The organism is Pseudomonas sp. R19M (assembly GCF_050312585.1).
Classification (GTDB): domain Bacteria; phylum Pseudomonadota; class Gammaproteobacteria; order Pseudomonadales; family Pseudomonadaceae; genus Aquipseudomonas; species Aquipseudomonas palleroniana.
Genome location: NZ_JBNPJV010000043.1, coordinates 1 through 20,576, shown reverse-complemented (window position 1 = coordinate 20,576; position 20,576 = coordinate 1). Strand labels below are relative to the sequence as shown.

The window sequence follows — 20,576 nt, the reverse complement described above, 5'->3', positions numbered from 1 at the left end:
ATGAGTCATGCCCTGCGCCACGTGCTGTTGATGTGCACCCTGTTGCTGGCACCCGTCGCCTTTGCCGGCACGGTATTGGAAAATTCCCTGTGGCGGGTCGAACTCGACCCGGCCACCCTGGCCATCCGCGTCACACCCAGCGGCCAGCCGCCGGTGCAGGCCTCCCGTGGCGTGGCCGCCCACGCCGTCAGTCAACTTTCACACAATGGCCAGCAAGCCAGTTGGCAGTGGGATGCGGGCGCCTTTCAGGTGAGCGTCACGCTCGAACAACGCGACCTGGCGCTGTCCATCCGGGCACGTGACGCCGGTCTCTTGCCGATCCTTCAACAACCGTCCAGTGCCCTCGGCAAGGGCTTGATATGGCCATTGGCTGAAGGGCACTACGTACCCGCCGCCGATCCCGTATGGAGCGCTTTTCTGCTGCAACAGGGTGAGATCAATACCACCCAGGACTTGAGCTTGCCGCTGTGGGGCACGGATCAGGGCGGCTTCACCTTGAACTGGCTGCTGACCAACCCCTATAACAACCGCCTGCAATGGCAGCAGGGCATGGCATTGTCCCTGGCCCATGAATTCACTGCGCTCGAGCCCTCGGCACCGATGACCCTGTTATTGCACCTGGGCGACGCCGACCCCCTGGCCGGTGCCAAGCGCTACCGCCAATGGCTGGTGGAGCAGGGGCGCTATGAGCCGTTGGCGGACAAACTGCGGCACACGCCCGAGGCGCAAAAGCTGCTGGGCGCCAGCCATGTCTACCTGTGGGGCAATGACCTGCTGGCCGCGCAGGATGTGCGCGACTGGCCGCTGTTGCTCAAGCGCCTGCGCGCTCATGAGCTCAAGGGTCTGTTGGACAAGGAGTCCACCCAGGTGCTGGCGCAAGCCACGGCATTGAGTCGCTATGAGCAAACCGTGCTGTTGCGCGGCCTCAATGCGGCAATCAACAGAAAGGCCCGGCAGAGCTGGCAGGTGGATGCACCCGATATGACCCGACTCTCCGCCCGCTATGGCGAGCTGCGCAACGAGCTGGCCGTGGCGTTTGCCGGCGCCTTGCGCGACCACCCTGAAACCTGGGGCAACCAGACGGTCCGGGCGCTGCGCGACGCCGGGCTGCAACGCTTGTTGCTGACCCTCGGCGAAGGCTGGGAAGGCGGGCTCTGGCATCCTGAAACGATGCGTGCCGGCGTCGACGCCGGTTACCTGATGGCGCCGTACGACTCCTATGAAACCGCCTTGTCAGCCACGGAAAACCCGGACTGGACCACCGCCCATTTGGGCAACAAGGCCTACCGCGACTGCGCGATTGTGTTGAAAAGCGGCAAACTGAAAACCGGCTTCCAGCAATCCGGCCATTACACCGACCCGCGCTGCGTACGGCCTTTGCTGGAAGCCCGAGTGAAGGCCATCCAGGCCAAGGCCGGGTTCAATGCCTGGTTCCTCGACGCCTATGCCACCAGCATGGTCTTCGACAGCTACCGCGATGGCGCCACGATGACCCAGGCGCAAAATGCCGAAGGCAATATCGACGCCTCGCGCTGGCTCAACACGGTGCTCAAACTGCCTGCCGGCTCCGAAGACGGCAATGCCATTACCGCACAGGGGATCCTGTTCGCCCATGGCATGCAGACGCCGGTGATCGGTTGGGGGGACCGCCAGATGACCCAGGACAAACAGTCGCCCTATTACGTGGGCAACTGGTATCCACCGGAAGAACCGACGGTGTTCTTTAAACCAGTGCCGCTCAACGAGCCGTTGCGCACCGTATATTTCGCGCCGACCATGCGCCTGCCGTTGTATCAGGCGGTATTCCACGGCTCGGTGATCACCACCCATCACTGGCTGTTCGACAGCCTGAAACTGAGCAATGTCAGGGCTGAGAACGAGCTCACCCAACTGCTCTACAACGTGCCGCCGCTGTATCACCTGAGCGCCTCGACGGTTAAACAGCGGTTGCCGGTGATGGTGCGTCAGGATCGGTTTTTTCGGCCATTGCATCAGCGCCTGGCGACTCAGGCCCTGACGGATTTCCGTTGGCTGACGGCGGACCGGCAGGTGCAGCAGACCACCTTTGCGGATGGGACACGGTTGGTGGCCAACTTTGCCGCCGAGGAAAAGGACGGGTATGCGGGGCGCAGTGTGACGGCGCTGGTGGCGGGCGAAAAACCGGTGGTGTATCAAGTGGATCAGGGCCGCCTGTGAGGCCATCGGGAGCAAGCCCCCTCCCACATTTAGATTTGTGAACACAGCCAAATGTGGGAGGGGGCTTGCTCCCGATAGCGTCAGATCCGGCAACAAAAATCTATCGCTTGCGCCACACACTCGCCAACCAAGGCTGCTGCTCCCGAGGCAACCCCGTCGGCCGGTAGTAATGCTCCAGCTCCACAAAGCCCGCCGCCGTCAGCAACGCTCGCCATGCCTCCAGATCGTGATAAGACCCATACCGTGGCCCATTCCAGCCCTCCTGGTTTTTACCCCGAGGGTTGGAGCTGAACAGCACGCCCGCCGGCTTCAGCGCGGCATGCAGTTGCTTGAGCACACGAGGCAGTTCCTGCTTGGGAATATGGAACAGCACGGCATTGGCAAAGACCCCATCGAAGCGTTCGGCGGGCAGATCCAGCTTGAGGAAGTCCTGCTGCAATACCTCACAGCCGCTGTCTTGCCGCGCCATCTGCGCAAACCGCTCGGAGCCATCGAGCCCTACGGCGATATGGCCCAAGCGCGTGAAGGTCTGCAGATCCCGCCCCGGCCCGCAGCCGAAGTCCAGCACGGTAAACGGCGCCGTGCCCTGGATATGCCGCAGCAAGGCATCGATGTTCTGGCTGACATCGTGATCGCGGGTGCCTTCGCGGAAGTCTTCGGCCACCTTGTTGTAGTGGCCGAGTGTGGTGGAGGTAATCTGGTCGAGGTCGTCGGGCTTGAGGATCATGACAGGCAATACCGAATGCTGGGATACGCCGACTATACCTCACCGTTTGTTGAGTACCCGAGCCAGGCGATCTCCACCCAACTGAATCACGGCCACCAGCACTACCAGCAACACGATTACCGTCAGCATGATCTGCGTGTCAAAACGCTGATAACCATAGCGGTACGCAATATCCCCCAAGCCCCCTGCGCCTATCGCCCCGGCCATGGCGGACGAGTTGATCATGGTCACCAGGGTGATGGTGAACCCGCCGACAATCCCCGGCAGTGCCTCGGGCAACAGCACGTGCCAGATGATGTGCCAGCGCCGGCAGCCCATGGCCTGGGCGGCTTCGATCAAGCCGTGGTCGACCTCGCGCAGGCTCACCTCGGCGATGCGCGCAAAGAACGGCGTGGCGGCGATGGTCAGTGGCACCACGGCCGCCCACACGCCATAGGTGGTGCCGACAATCAGCCGGGTGAACGGGATCAACGCCACCATCAGAATCAGAAATGGAATAGAGCGGAACAGATTGACGAACGCGCCCAGCGCCCGGTTCAACGCCGGTGCCTGGTAGATTCCGCCCTTGTCGCTGGTGACCAGGAATACCGCCAGCGGAATCCCCACCAGCAAGGCGATCAATGATGACACACCGACCATCAACAAAGTGTCGATGGCGCCCTGCAACAAACGATCAAACCACATACCCCAGCACCTCCACCTGTTGCGCCCAATTCCCGGCACGCTGGCGCAGCTCCGCAGCGTTGTGGGGCGAGCCACTCACCGCCAGCAGCAGTTGCCCCAGGGCATGTCCTTGAATACGTTCCACGCCGCCTTGCAGCAAGCGCACACGCCCGCCGAGAGCGCCAAACAGCGCGGCCAGGTCGGGTTCATCGTGGGCGCTGCCGGTGAACTGCAAGCGCAACACCAGTGCAGCGTCAGCCGAGGCCTGGGTGGCTTGCAAACGATCCTGCAGTTCTTGCGGCAGCCCGTGTTGCAGCGGCGCCAACAGGGTTTTGCTGACCTCGTGCTGCGGCTTGCCGAACACTTGCCACACCGGGCCTTGTTCGACGATGCGCCCGTGTTCCAGCACGACCACGCGGTCGCAGATCTCGCGGATCACCGCCATCTCATGGGTGATCAACACAATGGTCAGGCCCAGGCGCTGGTTGATCTCGCGCAGCAGGCCGAGAATCGATTGGGTGGTCTCCGGGTCGAGGGCCGAGGTGGCTTCGTCGCACAGCAGAATCTCGGGGTCGTGCACCAAGGAGCGGGCGATGCCCACGCGCTGTTTTTGCCCTCCGGACAGTTGCGCCGGGTAGCTGTGGTGTTTGTCCTTGAGGCCCACCAGTTCCAGCAGCTCGCGGACCTTTTGCTCACGCTGCGGCTTGGGGATGCCGGCCACCTTGAGCGGCAACTCGACGTTCTGCCAGACGGTCTTGGCCGACATCAAATTGAAGTGCTGGAAGATCATGCCGATGCGCCGACGCAGCGCCACCAGTTGGTCCTCGTCGTACCCGCCGATGTCCACCTGATCGATCAGCACGCGCCCGCTGCTGGGTTGCTCCAGGCGGTTGATGGTGCGGATCAACGAAGATTTACCGGCGCCGCTGCGGCCGATGATGCCGAACACTTCGCCGCGCTGGATGGCCAGGTCGATACCTTGCAGGGCATGCACGCTGCCGTCATAGGTTTTGCCCAGGTTGATAAAACGCACATGGGCGCGGTTCAGGTCGGGGTGCAGTACGGTCTGGCTGGCATCCCTGGGCGGTGTGCCCAGGTCGCGCAGCTGGCGGTTGGCGGCGGTCATCTTCAGCCTTCCCAGCCGACTTGGTAGAGCTTGCCGAGGGATTTATCCAGGGCGGCGCGCACGACCGGCGAATGTTGGTAGATATCGACGAATTTGATCACCCGTGGATCGGTTTTGCTTTTCGGCTGGATCACAAACTGGATCACGTATTCCGGGTGGTCGAGGCCGTCGAACAGCAAGGCCGATTCAGCATCGAAGGTCTTGGACAGGCGGATATACGCCGGGTAGCCCTGCACCAGATCGGCATCGTCATAGGCGCGCACCAGTTGCACGGCTTCCACTTGCAGGATTTTGATCTTTTTCGGGTTGGCGATGATGTCTTCTTCGGTGGCCTTGTAGCCCACGCCCGGCTTGAGGGTGATCAACCCGGCCTTGGCCAGCAGCTGCAGGCCCCGCCCGCTGTTGATCGGGTCGTTGGCGATGGCCACGCTGGCGCCCTGGGGCAGGTCATCGAAGCGTTTGTACTTTTTCGAGTACAGGCCGACGTTGTTGATGATGCCCGGCGCATAGGGCACCAGGTCAAAACCGGCGGCGGCCTTGGCATTTTCCAGGAACGGGATGTGCTGGAAGTAATTCACGTCGATATCACCGGCAGCCAGGCTGACGTTGGGCGCGATCCAATCGGTGAACTCGACCAGTTCGACTTTCAGCCCCTGCTTGCCGGCTTCGGCCACGGCGGCCTCGAGGGGAATCGCGAAGGCCGCGGTGGTGCCGATTTTCAGCGGTGCATCGGCGGCGAACACCGTCGCGCTGAACAGGCCGAAGGCCAGGGCCAGTGCTTTGACTGGGTGGGTGAGCAGTGTTTTTTTCATAAGATGTTTCCAGTCATAAGGTATGGGGGCAAACCATGGAGACTCAGTGTGGGAGGGGGCTTGCTCCCGATTGCGGTGGCTCGGTTGATAAATCTGGTGGCTGACACATCGCTATCGGGGCAAGCCCCCTCCCACATTTCTGATCACCGTCGGTAGGTGGAGCCTGTGTGTTGTTCGGGCAAGCGTGGCGTGCCGTGGAACACCTTTTCTCTTAGCGTTCCAGCCTCGTACGCGGTTTTGTAGGACCCACGCCTTTGCAACTCCGGCACCACCAGATCAATGAAATCCACATAGCTTTCCGGCGTCACAATCCGCGTCAGGTTGAAGCCATCCAGCCCGGTTTCGCTGATCCAGGATTCCAGTTCATCGGCGACCTGTTCCGGCGAGCCGACCAGGGTGATGTAGCGGCCACCCAGGGCGTGTTGCTCGAGCAATCTGCGCCGGGTCCAATCGTTGTTCTGCAGGTTCTTGGTCGCCGACTGAATGGCATTGCTCTTCACGTACTGGATCGGTTCGTCCAGTTCGTATTGGGCAAAATCAATCGCGGTGGACGCCGAGAAATGCGCCACGCCGGCTTCCGCGCTGGCGTAGCTCAGGTATTCGGCGTGCTTGGCCCAGGCCTGCGCTTCGGTGGCGCCAACGATCACGTTCAGGCCCATGAAAACCTTGATGTCATCCGGGTTGCGCCCGGCCTCGACCGCGCTGGCGCGCACCTTGTCCACCTGGGCCTTGGTCGCCGGCTTGTTCTGCCCGCTGATGAACACACACTCGGCGTGACGCCCGGCGAACAGCAAACCACGCTCGGAGCTGCCGGCCTGAAACAGCACCGGCGTGCGCTGCGGCGAGGGTTCGCACAAGTGATAACCCTCTACCTGATAAAACTCGCCGTGGTGCTCGACCTTGTGCACCTTGCCCGGCTGCGCATACACCCGCGCCTGCGGATTGTTAAGCACGGCGTCATCCTCCCAACTGCCTTCCCAGAGCTTGTAGAGCACCTCCAGGTATTCGTCGGCCTGGTCGTAGCGCCGGTCATGCTCGGCCTGCTCGGTGAGGCCCATGGCCTTGGCGGCGCTGTCGAGGTAGCCGGTAACGATGTTCCAGCCCACCCGGCCGCGGCTCAGGTGGTCGAGGGTGGACATGCGTCGGGCGAACAGGTACGGCGGCTCGTAGGTCAGGTTGGCCGTCAGGCCGAAGCCGAGATGGTGCGTCACGGCGGCCATGGCCGACACCAGCAACAGAGGGTCGTTGACCGGCAGCTGAATCGACTCTTTGAGCGGCACATCGATGGAGTTCTGGTAGACGTCGTACACGCCGACGATGTCGGCGATGAACAAACCGTCGAACAGACCGCGCTCCAGGGTCTTGGCCAGTTCGGTCCAGTACTCGAGGGTTTTGTACTGCGTCGAGGTGTCCCGTGGATGCGTCCACAGGCCGTGGTTGATATGCCCGATGCAGTTCATGTTGAAGGCATTGAGCAGGATTTTCTTTTTCACTGTTTCAGGCGCGGGCATCAGATCGTCCCCCGCAATGGCGGGTTTTGATCATTGAGGTAGTAATTGCCCACCGCGTGATACTTCCAGCGCACCGGGTCGTGCAGGGTGTGCACGCGGGCGTTGCGCCAGTGCCGGTCGAGGCCATGCTCGGCCAGTGTGGCCTGGCTGCCGGCCAGTTCGAACAGCGTGCTGCCGGCGGCCAGGGAAATCTCGGTGCTCAAGGCCCGCACTTCGGCGACGGCGATGGAGGCGGCGGCAACGCTCTGGGCATTGCTGTCGGCCTGGGCGCGGTCGAGAAATTCGCCCGAGCGCTCCAGCAGGGCCTCGGCGGCGTGCAGGCGGGTGCTCAGGTGGCCGAAGCTTTTCAGGGTCAGCGGGTCTTCGCTGGCCTTGTCGTTGCCGGAATCGATCCACGGCCGGGTCTTGGTGCGCACAAAGTGCAACGCATCTTCGAAGGCGGCGCGGGCGATGCCGGTGTCGATGGCCGCATGCAGGATCTGCGCGAGCGGGCCGACGGTGGTCGGGCGTTCGAAGGCGCTCTGGAACGCGACCACATCTTGCGCCGCGACCCACACGTTATCGAATACCACCGAACCGCTGCCGGTGGTGCGCTGGCCGAAGCCGCTCCAGTCATCAATCACGCTCAGGCCTTCGCTGTCGCGTGGGACAAACGCCAGTTGCTGTACGCCGTGTTCATCCACTACCGAGGTGGGAATGCGCTGGGCGTAGATCGCGCCGGTCGAGTAGAACTTGCGTCCGTTGATGCGAAAACCTTCACCATCGCGGGTGAGGCTCGTCACGCGGTCATGCGCGGTCTTGGTGCCCAACTCTGCCAGGGCGTTGCCAAACCGCCGGCCGGCCAGCACCTCGGCGTACAGGCGTTTTTGCTGGGCCGGGCTGCCGTTCACACGCAGCACTTCCAGCGCATAGAAATGGTTCTGCGGAATCTGGCCCAGTGACGCATCGGCCTGGGCTATCAGCGCGATGACCTTGGCCAGGGTGACGTTGGACACACCCGCGCCGCCATAGGCCTTGGGTACGCTGATGCCCCACAGGCCGGAGCGGGAAAACACGTCCAGTTCGGGCAAGGGCAGGCGGCGTTCACGGTCGCGCTGGGCGCTGTCGCGGCGAAAGTCTTCGGCCAGGTCGTTGGCGACAATAAGGGCTTGTTCATCGCTGGTGATAACCGCGACGTTTGTAGAGACAGTCATGTGTGTTCTCCAGAAGCTCGTGGAAAAAGTGTTCTGGTCGGTCAAATCCAGGAGTGACGAGCAGGCAAGGTGCCGTTCAATCGATAGGCGCCGATCGCGTGATATTTCCAGCGCACCGGGTCATGAAGGGTGTGCACCCGGGCATTGCGCCAGTGGCGATCGAGGTTGAATTCGGCGAGGGTGGCGCGGCTGCCGGCCAGTTCGAAGAGTTTTTCGCTGACCAGCAGCGACACTTCGGTGGTCAGCACTTTCGCCTCGGCCACGGCAATCGAAGCCCGGGCGGCCGATTGCGCGGTGATCGGCGCGGCACTCACTTCATCCAGCACCTTGCCGGCCTTGCGCAGCAGCGCTTCGGCGGCGTGCAGTTCGATTTTCAGCTTGCCGATGTCGGCGATCACGTACAGGTCATCGCTGGCGCGCTCGACCTTGGCATCGATCCACGGGCGTGAGCGTTCGCGCACGAAAGCCAGGGTGTCGTCGAGTGCACCCCGGGCAATGCCGGCGTCGATGGCGGCCTGGATCAACTGTGAAACCGCACCCTGGATATTCGGCTTCTCGCCGATGCGCCAGTTGTCGACCACCAGTTCTGCGTCCACCGGCACCCGGTCCAGCAGCACCGTGCCGCTGGCGGTGGTGCGTTGGCCGAAGCCCGACCAATCATCGACGATACGTAGCCCTTCGGTGCCGCGGCGCACGAATGCCATGACCTGTTTGCCGTCTTCGTTCAGGGCTTTGATCGCTACCCAATGGGCAAACAATGCGCCGGTGGAATAGAACTTCTGGCCGCTGATGACGTAACCCTCGCCCTCGGCGGTGATGCGCGCCTTGAGTTCCAGGGTGTTTCGGGTGCCACGTTCGGGGCCGCCATTACCGATGCGCCAGCCGTCGAGCACGCTTTGGAACAGCTGCTTCTTCTGGCGCTCGGTGGCGGTGCCCTGCAACAGATACAGGATGCCGAAGTGGTTTTGCGGGATCTGCCCGAGGGCCGGGTCCGCCGCGCTGATGATCGCGAACACCTCGGCCAGGGTCACGAATGACACCTGCGGGCCGCCGTATTCGCGGGGAATGGAAATACTGCCCAGCCCACTGCGGGTGAACTGTTCGATCTGTGCCCATGGTAACTGGCGCTGCCGGTCGCGCTTGGCGGCCTGCAGGCGTGCGGCCTCGGCCAACTCGTGGGCTGCCTCCAGCGCCTGGGCGTCGCTGCGCAGCACGGTGGCCGGCAACAACAGTGGGGCTACGTCCAGATCACTCTGGAGGGGTGTTAGAGCCAAATTAGACATCAGCGCCGCTCCTTGGCTGCACGTAATGCCCTGGCGTTATGCACCGGGGTAATTCTGACCATACCGACCTCGCATTCAATGAAATAAAAACAGAAAAATCAGAGATGTCCGGTGGTCCGGTGCATATACCCTAAGCGCCTTTATTTTTTAAATAAACTAACTTTTAGGAATATGCATAGAAGGGCTGTCACCCAGGCTCGCAGGGTGAGCCGGGGTGACGCGGTTGATAGATCGTCGCAGCCCTGGCCGGGCGGGCCGGCGCCGGTGCGGCACAGGCGGCAATGTTCAAGGTGCGGCTCGGGGCCCAGCGTGAATTATTGCCGACGCGATCGAGAATGCAGTAGGTCACCTCCAGTCGGCTGTCATCACCCCCTTCGACAATCACGGTTGAAGGCACCCAGACTTGCACAGCCAGGCCGATGCCTTTGGCCTGGATTTTCGGCAGGTCCATCCGTACGTCGCCCCAGCGCAGGGTAATGGCGTCGCCGCAGGCCATGTTCAGGTAAGGCTCGATGGTCAGCGGGATGCCACGCCGGACCTGGCTTGGGTTGACGCCGTAGCGGCGGATGGTATCGGGCAGCCCGACGGGGGCGAGGTTTTGGTTCTCGTCGCTGAACAGCGCCGAAGGCAGGCCGCCCGGGTAGTTGGTCTTGACCCGTACATGGGTGATCGCAGAGCGTGCCGGGCCGTAGCCGACTTGCATGACTTGGTAATGAACCTGGGCCTGGCCATCCAGCACAAAGCTTTCCGGAACACGCAGATGGGTCGGCGTGCCGACCTTGCAGGCGGTGATGCGCCGTGAGGCGGTAAAGCAGTTGTTCCAGAACAATTCGATCAGGTCGCCTTCCTCCATCCCGGGGTAGGGCGCGATGTCCACCTGCAATTGGGCGGCGGCGAGGGCGTTGATGCCATGCCGTTGCGCCTGGGGCAGGGTTGGAGCGGTGAGCATGGCCGGGGTTGCAGTGCGCGTCATAAGTAATCTCCTTGATGCAGCCAGCAGCAATCGTTCCAGCACCGATGACGCGGTTGCGCGCAGGGTGCCGAAAGGAACGATTCAGTGAATAGCCGGGATAGGATCCAATCCTCTGGGCGCTAGATAAGAGGGTTGGCCAGGAGGCGTCAATGGCGGCACAGGGCTAAACGGCGGGTTGGAGCAGATTCAGAAAGGGCTGACCGGGGGAGGGATTTTAAGAGGCGGACGGCGGGGTGTTTTGCCGTTGTATGCGAGCCGCCTTTGTAGGCTCCGCTGACCTGTAGTGAGCGGGCTTGCCCCGCGCTGGGCTGCGTAGCGGCCCCAAATTTTTGGGAGCGCTGCGCACTCCAGCGGGGGCAAGCCCCCTCACTACAGGTGTTGCAGTGTCAGTGGGCGAGAAATTTGCTCAGGAACTGTTTGGTCCGTTCTTCCTTGGGGTTGGCAAACAGCGCTTTGGCCTCACCTTGTTCCACGATCACGCCCTTGTCGAAGAAGATCACCCGGTTGGCCACGTCCCGGGCAAAACTCATTTCGTGGGTGACGATCACCATGGTGCGGTTTTCTTCGGCGAGGCTGCGGATAGTCGCCAGTACTTCGCCCACCAGTTCCGGGTCGAGGGCCGAGGTGGGTTCATCGAACAGGATCACCTCCGGCTCCATGGCCAGCGCACGGGCAATCGCCACGCGCTGCTGCTGGCCACCGGACAAACGTCTGGGGTACGACGCTTCCTTGCCCGCCAGGCCAACCCTGGCCAATAGCTTGCGACCCAATTCGATCGCCGCTTCGCGTGGCATCTTCTTGACCACTATCGGCCCTTCGATGACGTTTTCCAGCGCCGTGCGGTGGGGGAACAGGTTGAAGTTCTGGAACACAAAACCCACGTGCTGGCGCAAACGTCGCACCAGGCCCTGTTGCTGGTTGAGCGGCTTGCTGCCGTCGATCTCGATATCACCGACCTTGATGCGGCCGCTGGTGGGTTCTTCGAGGAAGTTCAGGCAGCGCAGGAAGGTGGTCTTGCCGGAACCGCTGGGGCCGATGATGGCGACGACTTCGCCTTCCTTGACCTCAAGGTCGATGCCGTTGAGCACCACCTGACCGTTGAATTGTTTGGTCAGTTTTTCAACCACGATCATGCTTCAAGACTCCAGGTCATGCCGGTTGACCCGGTCTTCCAGGCGATTTTGAAAATGCGCCAGGATGCTTGCCAGTATCCAGTAGATCAGGGCTGCGGACAGGTACATGGTGAAAATTTCGAAGGTGCGCGCCGACACCAGTTGCGCCTGGCGAAACAGCTCGGGCACCTGGATGGTGGCGGCCAGCGCCGTGTCCTTGACCAGCGAAATAAAGCTGTTGCCCAACGGTGGCAGCGCCGTGCGCATGGCCTGCGGCAGGATGGCCCGGCGCAGGGTCTGTGCACGGGTCATGCCGATACTGGCGGCCGCTTCCCATTGGCCGCGCTCGATGGAGGCGATGGCGGCACGCAGGATTTCACAGGCATACGCGGCCATGTTCAGCGAAAAGCCGATCAGCGCCGCCGGGATCGGGTCCAGCTCGATGCCCACTTGCGGCAAGCCGTAGTAGATCAGGAACAGTTGCACCAGCAAGGGCGTGCCGCGAAAGAACGAGACATAGACCCGGGCGGTCCAGCTCAACAGCTTGAAGCGCGACAGGCGCATCAAGGCCAAGCCGAAGCCCAGCAGCAAGCCGAAAAACATCCCGCCGAGGCTGAGAATCACCGTGTAGTACGCGCCCTTGAGCAGAAAGGGCGCGGAGTCAAGCGCGAGTTGGAAACCTGCTTCCATTATTCGGTGACGTCAGCGTTGAAGTACTTCTCGGACAGCTTCTTCAAGGTGCCGTCAGCGCGCAGCTTGTCGAGGGCCTTGTTCACGGCGTCGAGCAATTCAGGCTCACCTTTGCGCAGTGCGATACCGGCTTCCTGACGGGAGAAAGCAGGGCCGGCAGCGGCGGTGTCCGTAGCTTTCTTGGCGTATTCCAAGGCGGCCAGACGGTCGATCAGGATGGCATCGGTACGGCCGATGCGCAGGTCCTGGAACTTGGTCGGGTCATCGTTGTAGGTCTTGATGATGGCTTTGGGTTGGTTGTCCTTGAGCCATTGCTCGTAGTTGGTGCCCAGGCCCACACCGACTTTCTTGCCGGCCAGGTCGTCGGCGCTCTTGATGGTGTCGACATTTTTCTTCAGGGTCAGCGCCTGGATACCGGAGACGGTGTAGGGCTTGGAGAAGTCGTACTTCTTCTTGCGCTCTTCGGAGATGGTCACTTGGTTGACCACAGCGTCAAGGCGCTTGGATTCCAGGGCGGCGAGGATACCGTCCCATGGGGTGGCTTGCAGCTTGACCTTGACGCCCAGCTCCTTGGCCAGCGCTTCGGACAGCTCGACTTCGAAGCCGCTGAGCTTGCCGCTTTCATCGACAAAGCTGAACGGCGGGTAGGTGCCTTCCAGGCCGATTTTGATCTCGCCCGCTTTCTTGATGGTGTTCAACTGCTCGCCGGCAACCGCCTGGCCCATCCAACCGGCGCCCAGCGCCAGACCCAAAGTGCCAACCAGCAACGTGCGACGCAATACGGAAATAGTCATGAAGAGCCCCTGTGTTTTTATGTTGAGCGAAGCAGGTGACGCAGTAGGCGTATCGTGCCTTAAAGCGCACTGCGCGTCTTCGCCTGCGGCGCGACTATAAAGTCTGTTTTTAAGACTTGAAAATAATATAAATTTAATTTGATATTCTTTTTTTGAATATGAGGCTGTTTTAAAATGTGGGAGGGGGCTTGCTCCCGATACCAGTGTGTCAGTCAGCACATATCTGTCTGACAGATTGCTATCGGGAGCAAGCCCCCTCCCACATTTAGCCCACATTCGGTCCGCGTTTATTCAGTTGAACACCGCGTCATACGCAAACAACGCCGGCGCCCCACCGGTATGCAGGAAAATGATCGGCCCGTCCTCGAAGCGCTGACGCCCGATGCCGTCCAGCAAACCTGCCATGGCCTTGCCAGTGTAGACCGGGTCCAGCAGCAAGCCTTCCTGGCTCGCCAATAGCTTGACCGCTGAAAGGGTGCCGGCGTTCGGTTCGCCATAACGGGGGCCGAAGTATTCGTCCCACAGAATGACCTTGAACGCTTCGGGAATACCCACACCAAGCAACTCGGCAGTGCGTTCGGCCAAGCCCTGGACTTTGGGGCGCTGGGCTTCGTCGGTGCGCGACACGGTGACGCCGACTACCGGCAAATCCGGCAGGGCTTCACTCAGCGCCAAGGCCAGGCCGCTGTGGGTGCCTGCGCTGCCGGAGGCCAGCACCACGGCGGCGAACTGGAGGCCGCTGTCTTCAATCTGCGCGGCCAGTTCCAGCCCGGCGCGTACATAGCCCAGGGCGCCGAGGGCATTGGAACCGCCGATGGGCACCAGGTACGGCTTCTTGCCGTTGCTGCGCAGGCGCTCGGCGAGGGCGTCGAGCTGTTCGTCGGCGTGGTCGAGGTTCTCCACCAATTCGACTTTGGCGTCGAACAGGTCCAGCAATAGCCGGTTGCCGTTGCCCAGGTAGTTGGGGTCTTCGGTGCCGGTCGGGTTTTCCAGCAAGGCCACGCAACCCAGGCCCAGTTTGGCGGCGAGAGCGGCGGTCTGGCGTACGTGGTTGGACTGGATGGCGCCGGCGGTCACCAGGGTGTCGGCGCCTTGGGCGATGGCATCGGCTGCCAGGTATTCAAGCTTGCGCAGCTTGTTGCCGCCCATGGCCAGGGGCGTCGTGTCGTCGCGTTTGACGTAGATATCCCTGCCCAGCCAGGCCGACAGCCGCTCGAGTTTTTCCAGGGCAGTGGCGCCGCCCAGCAGTTCCAGACGGTTAAAGCGGTCGAGCTGTTGTTTGATCATGGCTACGCACGGTGGCTAAGTAATGAGGCGACTATAGGCAGGCACTTTTCAACGGGCAACCGTCAATCGCTTATGCCGTATGGTTCTTAGTATCGCACCATTGGTTCTTAAGGGCGGCCAGGGTGCATACCGTAAAGTGAGCGCCATTACGTCAGGAGTGAATACCGTGAGTGAGCGTTCCAGTCATTGGCAATTGCAGACCATCGTCAGCCAGCTGCGCAGCGCCCGGGACCAGTGGCGCACCCGCAATGGCCGGCTGAGCGGCGAGCATGGCGGCCGCGAATTACCTTCCCGCGACGCCGTGGCGCAGATCCTCGAAGCGTTGTGCGGTGCGCTGTTTCCCATGCGCCTGGGGCCGGTGGATTTGCGTGAGGAAAGTGAAGACTTTTACGTCGGGCATACCCTGGACGTCGCGCTCAATGCCTTGCTTGCCCAGGCCCGCCTGGAGCTGCGCTATGCCGCGCGCCAAGGCGGCCAGGATGACAGCCAGGTCGACGCCCTGGCCATCCGGTTGATCCAGGATTTCGCGCTGGCCTTGCCGTCCCTGCGCAGCCTGTTGGACACCGATGTGCTGGCCGCTTACCACGGCGATCCGGCCGCACGCAGTGTGGACGAAGTGCTGCTGTGCTACCCCGGCATCCTGGCGGTGATTCACCACCGCCTGGCGCACCATCTGTACCGCGCCGGCCTGCCGCTGTTGGCGCGCATCAGCGCCGAGATTGCCCACTCGGCCACCGGCATCGATATCCACCCTGGCGCGCAGATCGGCCCGAGTTTCTTTATCGACCATGGGACCGGGGTGGTGATCGGCGAGACTGCGATCATCGGCGAGCGTGTGCGCATCTACCAGGCGGTGACGCTGGGAGCCAAGCGCTTTCCGGCGGATGAGGATGGGCAATTGCAGAAGGGCCATCCGCGTCATCCGATCGTCGAGGACGATGTGGTGATCTATGCCGGGGCGACGATCCTGGGGCGTATCACCATCGGCAAGGGCTCGACCATTGGCGGCAATGTGTGGCTGACCCGCAACGTACCGGCCGGGGCGAACATCACCCAGGCCAATCTGCAACATGATGACGGCTCGCAGAAATAAGCCGCACTTGGACTGAATGTGGGAGGGGCGGTGCGACGATTCGACTTGCTCCCGATAGCGGTCTGTAGTCAGTGCATGTGTTGGCTGACCCAGCACTATCGGGAGCAAGCCCCCTCCCACATGGGGAATAACATTCCAATTCACTCTGCAGTCGCTGAACGAATTGTCTCGCCTGAGCGTCATACCGATCCCTGAGATAGTGTAGGAATTACCTACCACTCAGCCCTGCGATTAGTCCCGGACCGCCGATTCATGTTTAACTTGAACGTTCGTTCAAGTTAAAACCGGTGGTTCGCTGCCCGCTCACAACAGGAGGCTTACCTTTGCTGAGTCCGTTATTTCCAGCCACAACACGTGTCGTCGGGGTGCATCGTTCATGAGTGCATCGTCCACCCCATCCAGTGGCCTGGTGCGCATGAATGCGCCCGTTTTCTACTTTGCCGCAACCGCCATTCTGCTGTTTGGCGTCACTGTCATCGCTATCCCGCAACAGGCCGGTGCCTGGCTGCTGGCGGCGCAAAACTGGGCGGCCAACACGGTCGGCTGGTACTACATGCTGGCGATGACGCTTTATCTGGTCTTCGTGGTGGTCACCGCGCTATCGGGCTACGGCAAGATAAAACTCGGTGCCGACCACGACGAGCCCGAGTTCAGCTACCTGTCCTGGGCCGGCATGCTGTTCGCCGCCGGGATCAGCATCACGTTGTTCTTCTTCTGCGTGTCGGAACCCTTGACGCACCTGGTGCAACCGCCGCAAGGCGCGCCGATGAACGCCGATGCCGCGCGCCAGGCCATGCAGATCCTGTTTCTGCACTGGGGCCTGCATGGCTGGGGCGTGTTCGCCTTTGTCGGCATGGCCCTGGCGTATTTCGCCTACCGGCATAACCTGCCGCTGGCGTTGCGTTCGGCGCTGTATCCGCTGATCGGCAAACGCATCAACGGCCCCATCGGCTACGCGGTGGATGGCTTCGGCATCATCGCAACGGTGTTCGGCCTGGGGGCCGACATGGGCTTCGGAGTGCTGCACCTCAACTCGGGCCTGGACTACCTGTTCGGTATCGCTCACACCCAGTGGATTCAGGTCGGCCTGATCACGCTGATGATGGGCGCGGCGATCATCGTGGCCGTGGCCGGTGTGGACAAGGGCGTGCGCGTGATGTCCGACATCAACATGCTGCTGGCCTGTGCGCTGCTGCTGTTCGTGTTGTTCGCCGGGCCTACCCAGCACCTGCTCAATACGCTGATCCAGAACGTCGGTGACTACCTCGGCGCGTTGCCGACCAAGAGTTTCGACGTGTATGCCTACGACAAGCCCAGCGACTGGCTGGGCGGTTGGACGGTGTTCTACTGGGCCTGGTGGATTGCATGGTCGCCCTTCGTGGGCCTGTTTATCGCACGGATTTCCCGTGGCCGGACCATTCGTGAGTTTGTGTTCGGTGTGCTGCTGATCCCGTTGGGTTTCACCCTGGCGTGGATGTCGATTTTCGGCAACAGCGCCATCGATCAAGTGCTCAACCACGGTATGGCGGCGCTCGGTCAGTCGGCCATTGATGAGCCCTCGATGAGCCTCTACCTGCTGCTGGAAACCTACCCGTGGAGCAAAACCGTCATCGCCGTCACGGTGTTTATCAGCTTCGTGTTCTTCGTGACCTCGGCCGACTCCGGCACCGTGGTGCTGTCGACCTTGTCGTCCAAGGGCGGCAGCGCCGATGAAGACGGGCCGAAATGGCTGCGGGTGTTCTGGGGCGCGATGACCGCGCTGGTCACCAGTGCCTTGCTGTTTGCCGGCAGTATCGACTCGCTCAAATCGGCGGTGGTGCTGACCTCGTTGCCGTTCTCGTTGATCCTGCTGCTGATGATGTGGGGGCTGCACAAGGCCTTTTACCTGGAGTCGCAGAAGCAGATCGCCCAGTTGCATTCGCTGGCGCCGGTGTCGGCGGCGCGTAAAGGCCGGGGTGGTTGGCGCCAGCGCTTGAGCCAGGCGGTGCACTTCCCATCACGAGATGAGGTATACCGCTTCCTCGACACCACCGTGCGCCCGGCCATTGAAGAAGTGACAGCGGTATTTGTCGAGAAGGGCTTGAACGTGGTCACGCAGCCGGACCCGGCCAATGACAGCGTCAGCCTGGAGATCGGTCATGGCGAGGAGCGCCCGTTTGTTTACCAGGTGCAGATGCGCGGCTACTTCACGCCGTCGTTTGCCCGCGGTGGCATGGGCAAGAAAGAGATCAACAACCGCCGCTATTACCGCGCCGAAGTGCACTTGAGCGAAGGCAGCCAGGACTACGACCTGGTGGGCTATACCAAGGAGCAGATCATCAACGACATCCTCGACCAGTACGAGCGACACCTGCAGTTCCTGCATCTGGTGCGTTAGCCTGAAAGTCCAGAGGAACCCCCGCAAAGCCCCGTTCTACGGGGCTTTCTTAAACTTAATTTCATCCGTCAAAGCCGCATTTTGACTCCGAACTGTCATCTCGCCACTGCGTAATTGTGTGAAGCGTTTGACGCTTTCATTTCAGAACAGTGACGGAGACAGGTACCGATGAAGACGTTATTAAGCCCCATGGTGGGTGTCGCCGTGGCGAGCTTTATGCTGTCCGCCCATGCCGATTTTGTCGATGACAGCCACGCCGATGTGACCCTGCTCAACCGCTATCTCAACCAGCAGGGGCGTGATGTGGTGAACAGCAATGCCAAGGCCCACAGCATTCGCGATTGGGGCCAGGGGTTCGAGTTCAACTTCAAGTCCGGCTACACCGAAGGCCCGGTGGGTTTTGGCCTGGACCTGCAGGCGTTCTACGGCTTGAAGCTGGACTCCGGTGGCGACCTCAATGACAAGGATCACCAGGGACGCTACCCCGGCAGCATGTTCCCGCTGGACAACGGCAAGTCCGCCGACCAGTTCGGCGTGTTGAGCCCGACGTTCAAGATGCGTTTCGCCAAGGATGAACTGCGCGTCGGCACGCTCTACGGCAACAACCCGATACTGGCCAACACCGACGGGCGCCTGTACCAGCAGACCAATACCGGCGTGCAACTGGTGTCCAAGGACCTCAGCGACTTTACCTTCACCGGCGGCGATATCTTCAAGACCAAGATCCGCAATGAAACCGGCGACCAGGGCATGATCACCGCCGGCGGTACCAAAGAGAGCGATCGCTTCCTGTTTGGCGGTGCGGACTACACCGGCATCCAGAACACCACGGTCAGCCTGTGGTACTCCAACCTTGAGGACTACTATCAGCAGTTCTTCCTCGGTGCCAAGCGCCATGACGCGTTGTCGGTGGGCGCCATCGATACCGATGTGCGCGTGTTCCGCAGCCTGGGTGTGGGCGGCAATGCCGATGGCGACAACGACTACGCCGCGAGCGGTCTCTATGGCGATGGCGTGAACAAAGGGCGCATCAACCAGACCACCGCCAGCTTGCTTGAGAGCTACAGCCTTGACGGGCATACCGTCGGCCTGGGTATCCAGAAGAACAGCGGCGACAGCGACTTCCCGTACCTGGATTCCGGCCTGAATAGCGGTGACAACCGCCAGGGCCCAGGCTCAGGCGCCGACACCCCGGCACTCACCAACATGCAGTTGAACAAATTCCAGCACGCCGGCGAGCGCACTTGGCTGGCGCAGTACAAATATGACTTCGGCAAACTCGGTCTCACCGGCCTGACGTTCTCCGCCGCCTACGCCCACGGTGATGACATCCGCACGGCGCAAGGCACGACCAGCGAATGGGAACGTAACGTCGCCGTGGCGTATCAAGTCCCCACCGGTACCCTGAAGGGCCTCGGCGTGACCTGGAAAAACGCCCACGCCAGCCCGGACATCAGCGGTGCGACCGTGCAAGATGAAAACCGTTTCTATGTCAGCTATGTCGTTCCCCTCTGGTAGGAAATTGCTGTAAAACGGACAGGCAGACTTAAGCGATTCAGCTGGTTAAAAGGCCTGGGAATAAGCTTATTTCCGGGCCTTATTTGCCTACGTCCAAGAGAGGATTCGATGACTTACATTGCTGCCGAAAACCGCTATGAATCTATCCCGTACCGCCGCGTAGGCCGCAGTGGACTGGTGCTACCGGCACTGTCCCTGGGCCTGTGGCACAACTTTGGCGACAGCACTCCGATCGACACCCAGCGCGCCCTGCTGCGCACCGCGTTCGACCTGGGCATCAACCACTTCGACCTGGCCAACAACTACGGCCCGCCCTATGGCAGCGCCGAGATCAATTTCGGCCGTCTGCTGCGTGAAGATTTCAAGCACTACCGCGACGAGCTGATCATCTCCAGCAAGGCCGGCTGGGACATGTGGCCCGGCCCTTATGGCCAGGGTGGCGGTTCGCGCAAATACGTCCTGGCGAGCCTGGACCAGAGCCTGCAACGCCTGGGCGTCGACTACGTGGATATCTTCTATTCCCACCGTTTTGATGCCGACACCCCACTTGAAGAAACCGCCAGCGCCCTCGCCACTGCCGTGCAACAAGGCAAGGCGTTGTACATCGGTATCTCGTCGTATTCCGGCGTGAAAACCCGCGAAATGGCCGCCCTGCTCAACGAGTGGAAAGTGCCGTTGCTGATTCACCAGCCGGCGTACAACCTGCTCAACCGCTGGGTGGAAAAAGACCTGTTGGAGACCACCGAAGAACTCGGCGCCGGTGTGATTGCCTTCACGCCGCTGGCCCAGGGGCTGCTCACCGACAAGTACCTCAACGGCGTGCCGGCGGATGCGCGGGTCAACCGTCCGGGGGGTGGTTCGTTGCAGGCCAAGCACTTGTCGGAAACCAACATCGCCCATGTGCGTGCACTGAACGAAATCGCCCAGCGCCGCGGTCAGAGTCTGGCGCAATTGGCGCTGGCCTGGACCTTGCGCGACCCTCGAGTGACCAGTGCGCTGATCGGCGCCAGCCGGCCGGAGCAGATCATCGAAAACGTCGGGGCGTTGAAGAACTTGAGCTTCAGCGCGCAGGAGTTGGCGGAGATTGATCGGTTTGCGCAGGAAGGCGGGATCAACCTGTGGGAAAAGCCATCCACCGCTGAATAACCTGGCACCACAGGGTCAATGTGGGAGGGGGCTTGCTCCCGATGGCGGTGAGTCAGCCAATGCATAAGTTGACTG

The 20,576-nt window shown here is 61.5% G+C and carries 17 protein-coding genes; 5 read left to right on the top strand and 12 right to left on the bottom strand.

Annotated elements, in window-relative coordinates; translation table 11 throughout:
• Complete coding sequence (locus ACQRBT_RS07975) at positions 1–2,196, top strand: glycoside hydrolase (protein WP_104995219.1); 2,196 nt, start codon at positions 1–3, stop codon at positions 2,194–2,196.
• Between the two features lie 100 nt (positions 2,197–2,296).
• On the opposite strand, the gene ACQRBT_RS07970 is transcribed toward ACQRBT_RS07975, so the two are convergent.
• From ACQRBT_RS07970 to ACQRBT_RS07915, 12 genes are all read right to left on the bottom strand, one after another.
• Positions 2,297–2,923, bottom strand: a complete 627-nt coding sequence (locus ACQRBT_RS07970; RefSeq protein WP_104995220.1) for a class I SAM-dependent methyltransferase — start codon at positions 2,921–2,923, stop codon at positions 2,297–2,299.
• A gap of 39 nt (positions 2,924–2,962) precedes the next feature.
• Positions 2,963–3,607 (bottom strand): methionine ABC transporter permease, encoded by a 645-nt coding sequence (locus tag ACQRBT_RS07965; protein WP_104995221.1) that lies wholly within the window; start codon positions 3,605–3,607, stop codon positions 2,963–2,965.
• Positions 3,597–4,712 (bottom strand): methionine ABC transporter ATP-binding protein, encoded by a 1,116-nt coding sequence (locus ACQRBT_RS07960; protein ID WP_104995222.1) that lies wholly within the window; start codon positions 4,710–4,712, stop codon positions 3,597–3,599. The genes ACQRBT_RS07965 and ACQRBT_RS07960 overlap by 11 nt, the downstream gene beginning before the upstream one ends.
• A 2-nt stretch (positions 4,713–4,714) precedes the next feature.
• Positions 4,715–5,524 carry a MetQ/NlpA family ABC transporter substrate-binding protein gene (locus ACQRBT_RS07955; protein WP_090367531.1) on the bottom strand — a complete coding sequence of 270 codons (810 nt, stop codon included), beginning with the start codon at positions 5,522–5,524 and terminating at the stop codon, positions 4,715–4,717.
• Positions 5,525–5,667: 143 nt separating this feature from the next.
• The gene (locus ACQRBT_RS07950) at positions 5,668–7,035 is read right to left on the bottom strand and encodes an LLM class flavin-dependent oxidoreductase (protein ID WP_412046541.1); all 1,368 of its coding nucleotides are present in this window, start codon (positions 7,033–7,035) and stop codon (positions 5,668–5,670) included.
• Complete coding sequence (locus tag ACQRBT_RS07945; RefSeq protein WP_412046542.1) at positions 7,035–8,228, bottom strand: SfnB family sulfur acquisition oxidoreductase; 1,194 nt, start codon at positions 8,226–8,228, stop codon at positions 7,035–7,037. Before ACQRBT_RS07945 ends, ACQRBT_RS07950 begins: the two co-directional genes overlap by 1 nt.
• A 41-nt stretch (positions 8,229–8,269) precedes the next feature.
• Entirely contained in the window at positions 8,270–9,511 is a 1,242-nt protein-coding gene (locus ACQRBT_RS07940) for an SfnB family sulfur acquisition oxidoreductase (protein ID WP_090367525.1), read from the bottom strand.
• Between the two features lie 187 nt (positions 9,512–9,698).
• Entirely contained in the window at positions 9,699–10,484 is a 786-nt protein-coding gene (locus ACQRBT_RS07935) for a hypothetical protein (protein ID WP_104995225.1), read from the bottom strand.
• Positions 10,485–10,870: 386 nt separating this feature from the next.
• Positions 10,871–11,617: an L-cystine ABC transporter ATP-binding protein TcyN gene (gene tcyN, locus ACQRBT_RS07930; protein ID WP_060754681.1), complete on the bottom strand. Its 747-nt coding sequence runs from the start codon at positions 11,615–11,617 to the stop codon at positions 10,871–10,873.
• A 3-nt stretch (positions 11,618–11,620) separates the two neighbouring features.
• Positions 11,621–12,286, bottom strand: a complete 666-nt coding sequence (tcyL, locus tag ACQRBT_RS07925; protein ID WP_060754680.1) for a cystine ABC transporter permease — start codon at positions 12,284–12,286, stop codon at positions 11,621–11,623.
• Positions 12,286–13,080 carry a cystine ABC transporter substrate-binding protein gene (gene tcyJ / locus ACQRBT_RS07920; RefSeq protein WP_104995227.1) on the bottom strand — a complete coding sequence of 265 codons (795 nt, stop codon included), beginning with the start codon at positions 13,078–13,080 and terminating at the stop codon, positions 12,286–12,288. The genes tcyL and tcyJ overlap by 1 nt, the downstream gene beginning before the upstream one ends.
• Before the next feature lie 291 nt (positions 13,081–13,371).
• On the bottom strand, positions 13,372–14,367 hold the full coding sequence (locus ACQRBT_RS07915; RefSeq protein ID WP_412046543.1) for a D-cysteine desulfhydrase: 996 nt from the start codon (positions 14,365–14,367) through the stop codon (positions 13,372–13,374).
• A gap of 166 nt (positions 14,368–14,533) precedes the next feature.
• Here ACQRBT_RS07915 and epsC point away from each other — a divergent pair, with 166 nt between their 5' ends.
• The 4 genes from epsC to mgrA all read left to right on the top strand — a co-directional run bounded on the left by epsC (position 14,534) and on the right by mgrA (position 20,501).
• Positions 14,534–15,460 (top strand): serine O-acetyltransferase EpsC, encoded by a 927-nt coding sequence (gene epsC, locus ACQRBT_RS07910; protein ID WP_060754677.1) that lies wholly within the window; start codon positions 14,534–14,536, stop codon positions 15,458–15,460.
• A 415-nt stretch (positions 15,461–15,875) separates the two neighbouring features.
• Complete coding sequence (betT, locus tag ACQRBT_RS07905) at positions 15,876–17,837, top strand: choline transporter BetT (RefSeq protein ID WP_162843546.1); 1,962 nt, start codon at positions 15,876–15,878, stop codon at positions 17,835–17,837.
• Between the two features lie 189 nt (positions 17,838–18,026).
• Entirely contained in the window at positions 18,027–19,355 is a 1,329-nt protein-coding gene (locus ACQRBT_RS07900) for an OprD family outer membrane porin (protein WP_081087016.1), read from the top strand.
• A 108-nt stretch (positions 19,356–19,463) separates the two neighbouring features.
• Positions 19,464–20,501: an L-glyceraldehyde 3-phosphate reductase gene (mgrA, locus tag ACQRBT_RS07895; RefSeq protein ID WP_060754674.1), complete on the top strand. Its 1,038-nt coding sequence runs from the start codon at positions 19,464–19,466 to the stop codon at positions 20,499–20,501.
• Positions 20,502–20,576: the final 75 nt, after the last annotated feature.

Coding starts and splice junctions, on each gene's coding strand:
- ACQRBT_RS07900 (WP_081087016.1), top strand. CDS start 18,027: ATGGTGGGTGTCGCCGTGGCGAGCTTTATGCTGTCCGCCCATGCCGAT.
- tcyJ (WP_104995227.1), bottom strand. CDS start 13,080: ATGACTATTTCCGTATTGCGTCGCACGTTGCTGGTTGGCACTTTGGGT.
- mgrA (WP_060754674.1), top strand. CDS start 19,464: ATGACTTACATTGCTGCCGAAAACCGCTATGAATCTATCCCGTACCGC.
- ACQRBT_RS07975 (WP_104995219.1), top strand. CDS start 1: ATGAGTCATGCCCTGCGCCACGTGCTGTTGATGTGCACCCTGTTGCTG.
- betT (WP_162843546.1), top strand. CDS start 15,876: ATGAATGCGCCCGTTTTCTACTTTGCCGCAACCGCCATTCTGCTGTTT.
- ACQRBT_RS07940 (WP_090367525.1), bottom strand. CDS start 9,511: ATGTCTAATTTGGCTCTAACACCCCTCCAGAGTGATCTGGACGTAGCC.
- ACQRBT_RS07955 (WP_090367531.1), bottom strand. CDS start 5,524: ATGAAAAAAACACTGCTCACCCACCCAGTCAAAGCACTGGCCCTGGCC.
- ACQRBT_RS07960 (WP_104995222.1), bottom strand. CDS start 4,712: ATGACCGCCGCCAACCGCCAGCTGCGCGACCTGGGCACACCGCCCAGG.
- tcyN (WP_060754681.1), bottom strand. CDS start 11,617: ATGATCGTGGTTGAAAAACTGACCAAACAATTCAACGGTCAGGTGGTG.
- ACQRBT_RS07950 (WP_412046541.1), bottom strand. CDS start 7,035: ATGCCCGCGCCTGAAACAGTGAAAAAGAAAATCCTGCTCAATGCCTTC.
- ACQRBT_RS07970 (WP_104995220.1), bottom strand. CDS start 2,923: ATGATCCTCAAGCCCGACGACCTCGACCAGATTACCTCCACCACACTC.
- ACQRBT_RS07945 (WP_412046542.1), bottom strand. CDS start 8,228: ATGACTGTCTCTACAAACGTCGCGGTTATCACCAGCGATGAACAAGCC.
- ACQRBT_RS07915 (WP_412046543.1), bottom strand. CDS start 14,367: ATGATCAAACAACAGCTCGACCGCTTTAACCGTCTGGAACTGCTGGGC.
- ACQRBT_RS07935 (WP_104995225.1), bottom strand. CDS start 10,484: ATGACGCGCACTGCAACCCCGGCCATGCTCACCGCTCCAACCCTGCCC.
- tcyL (WP_060754680.1), bottom strand. CDS start 12,286: ATGGAAGCAGGTTTCCAACTCGCGCTTGACTCCGCGCCCTTTCTGCTC.
- ACQRBT_RS07965 (WP_104995221.1), bottom strand. CDS start 3,607: ATGTGGTTTGATCGTTTGTTGCAGGGCGCCATCGACACTTTGTTGATG.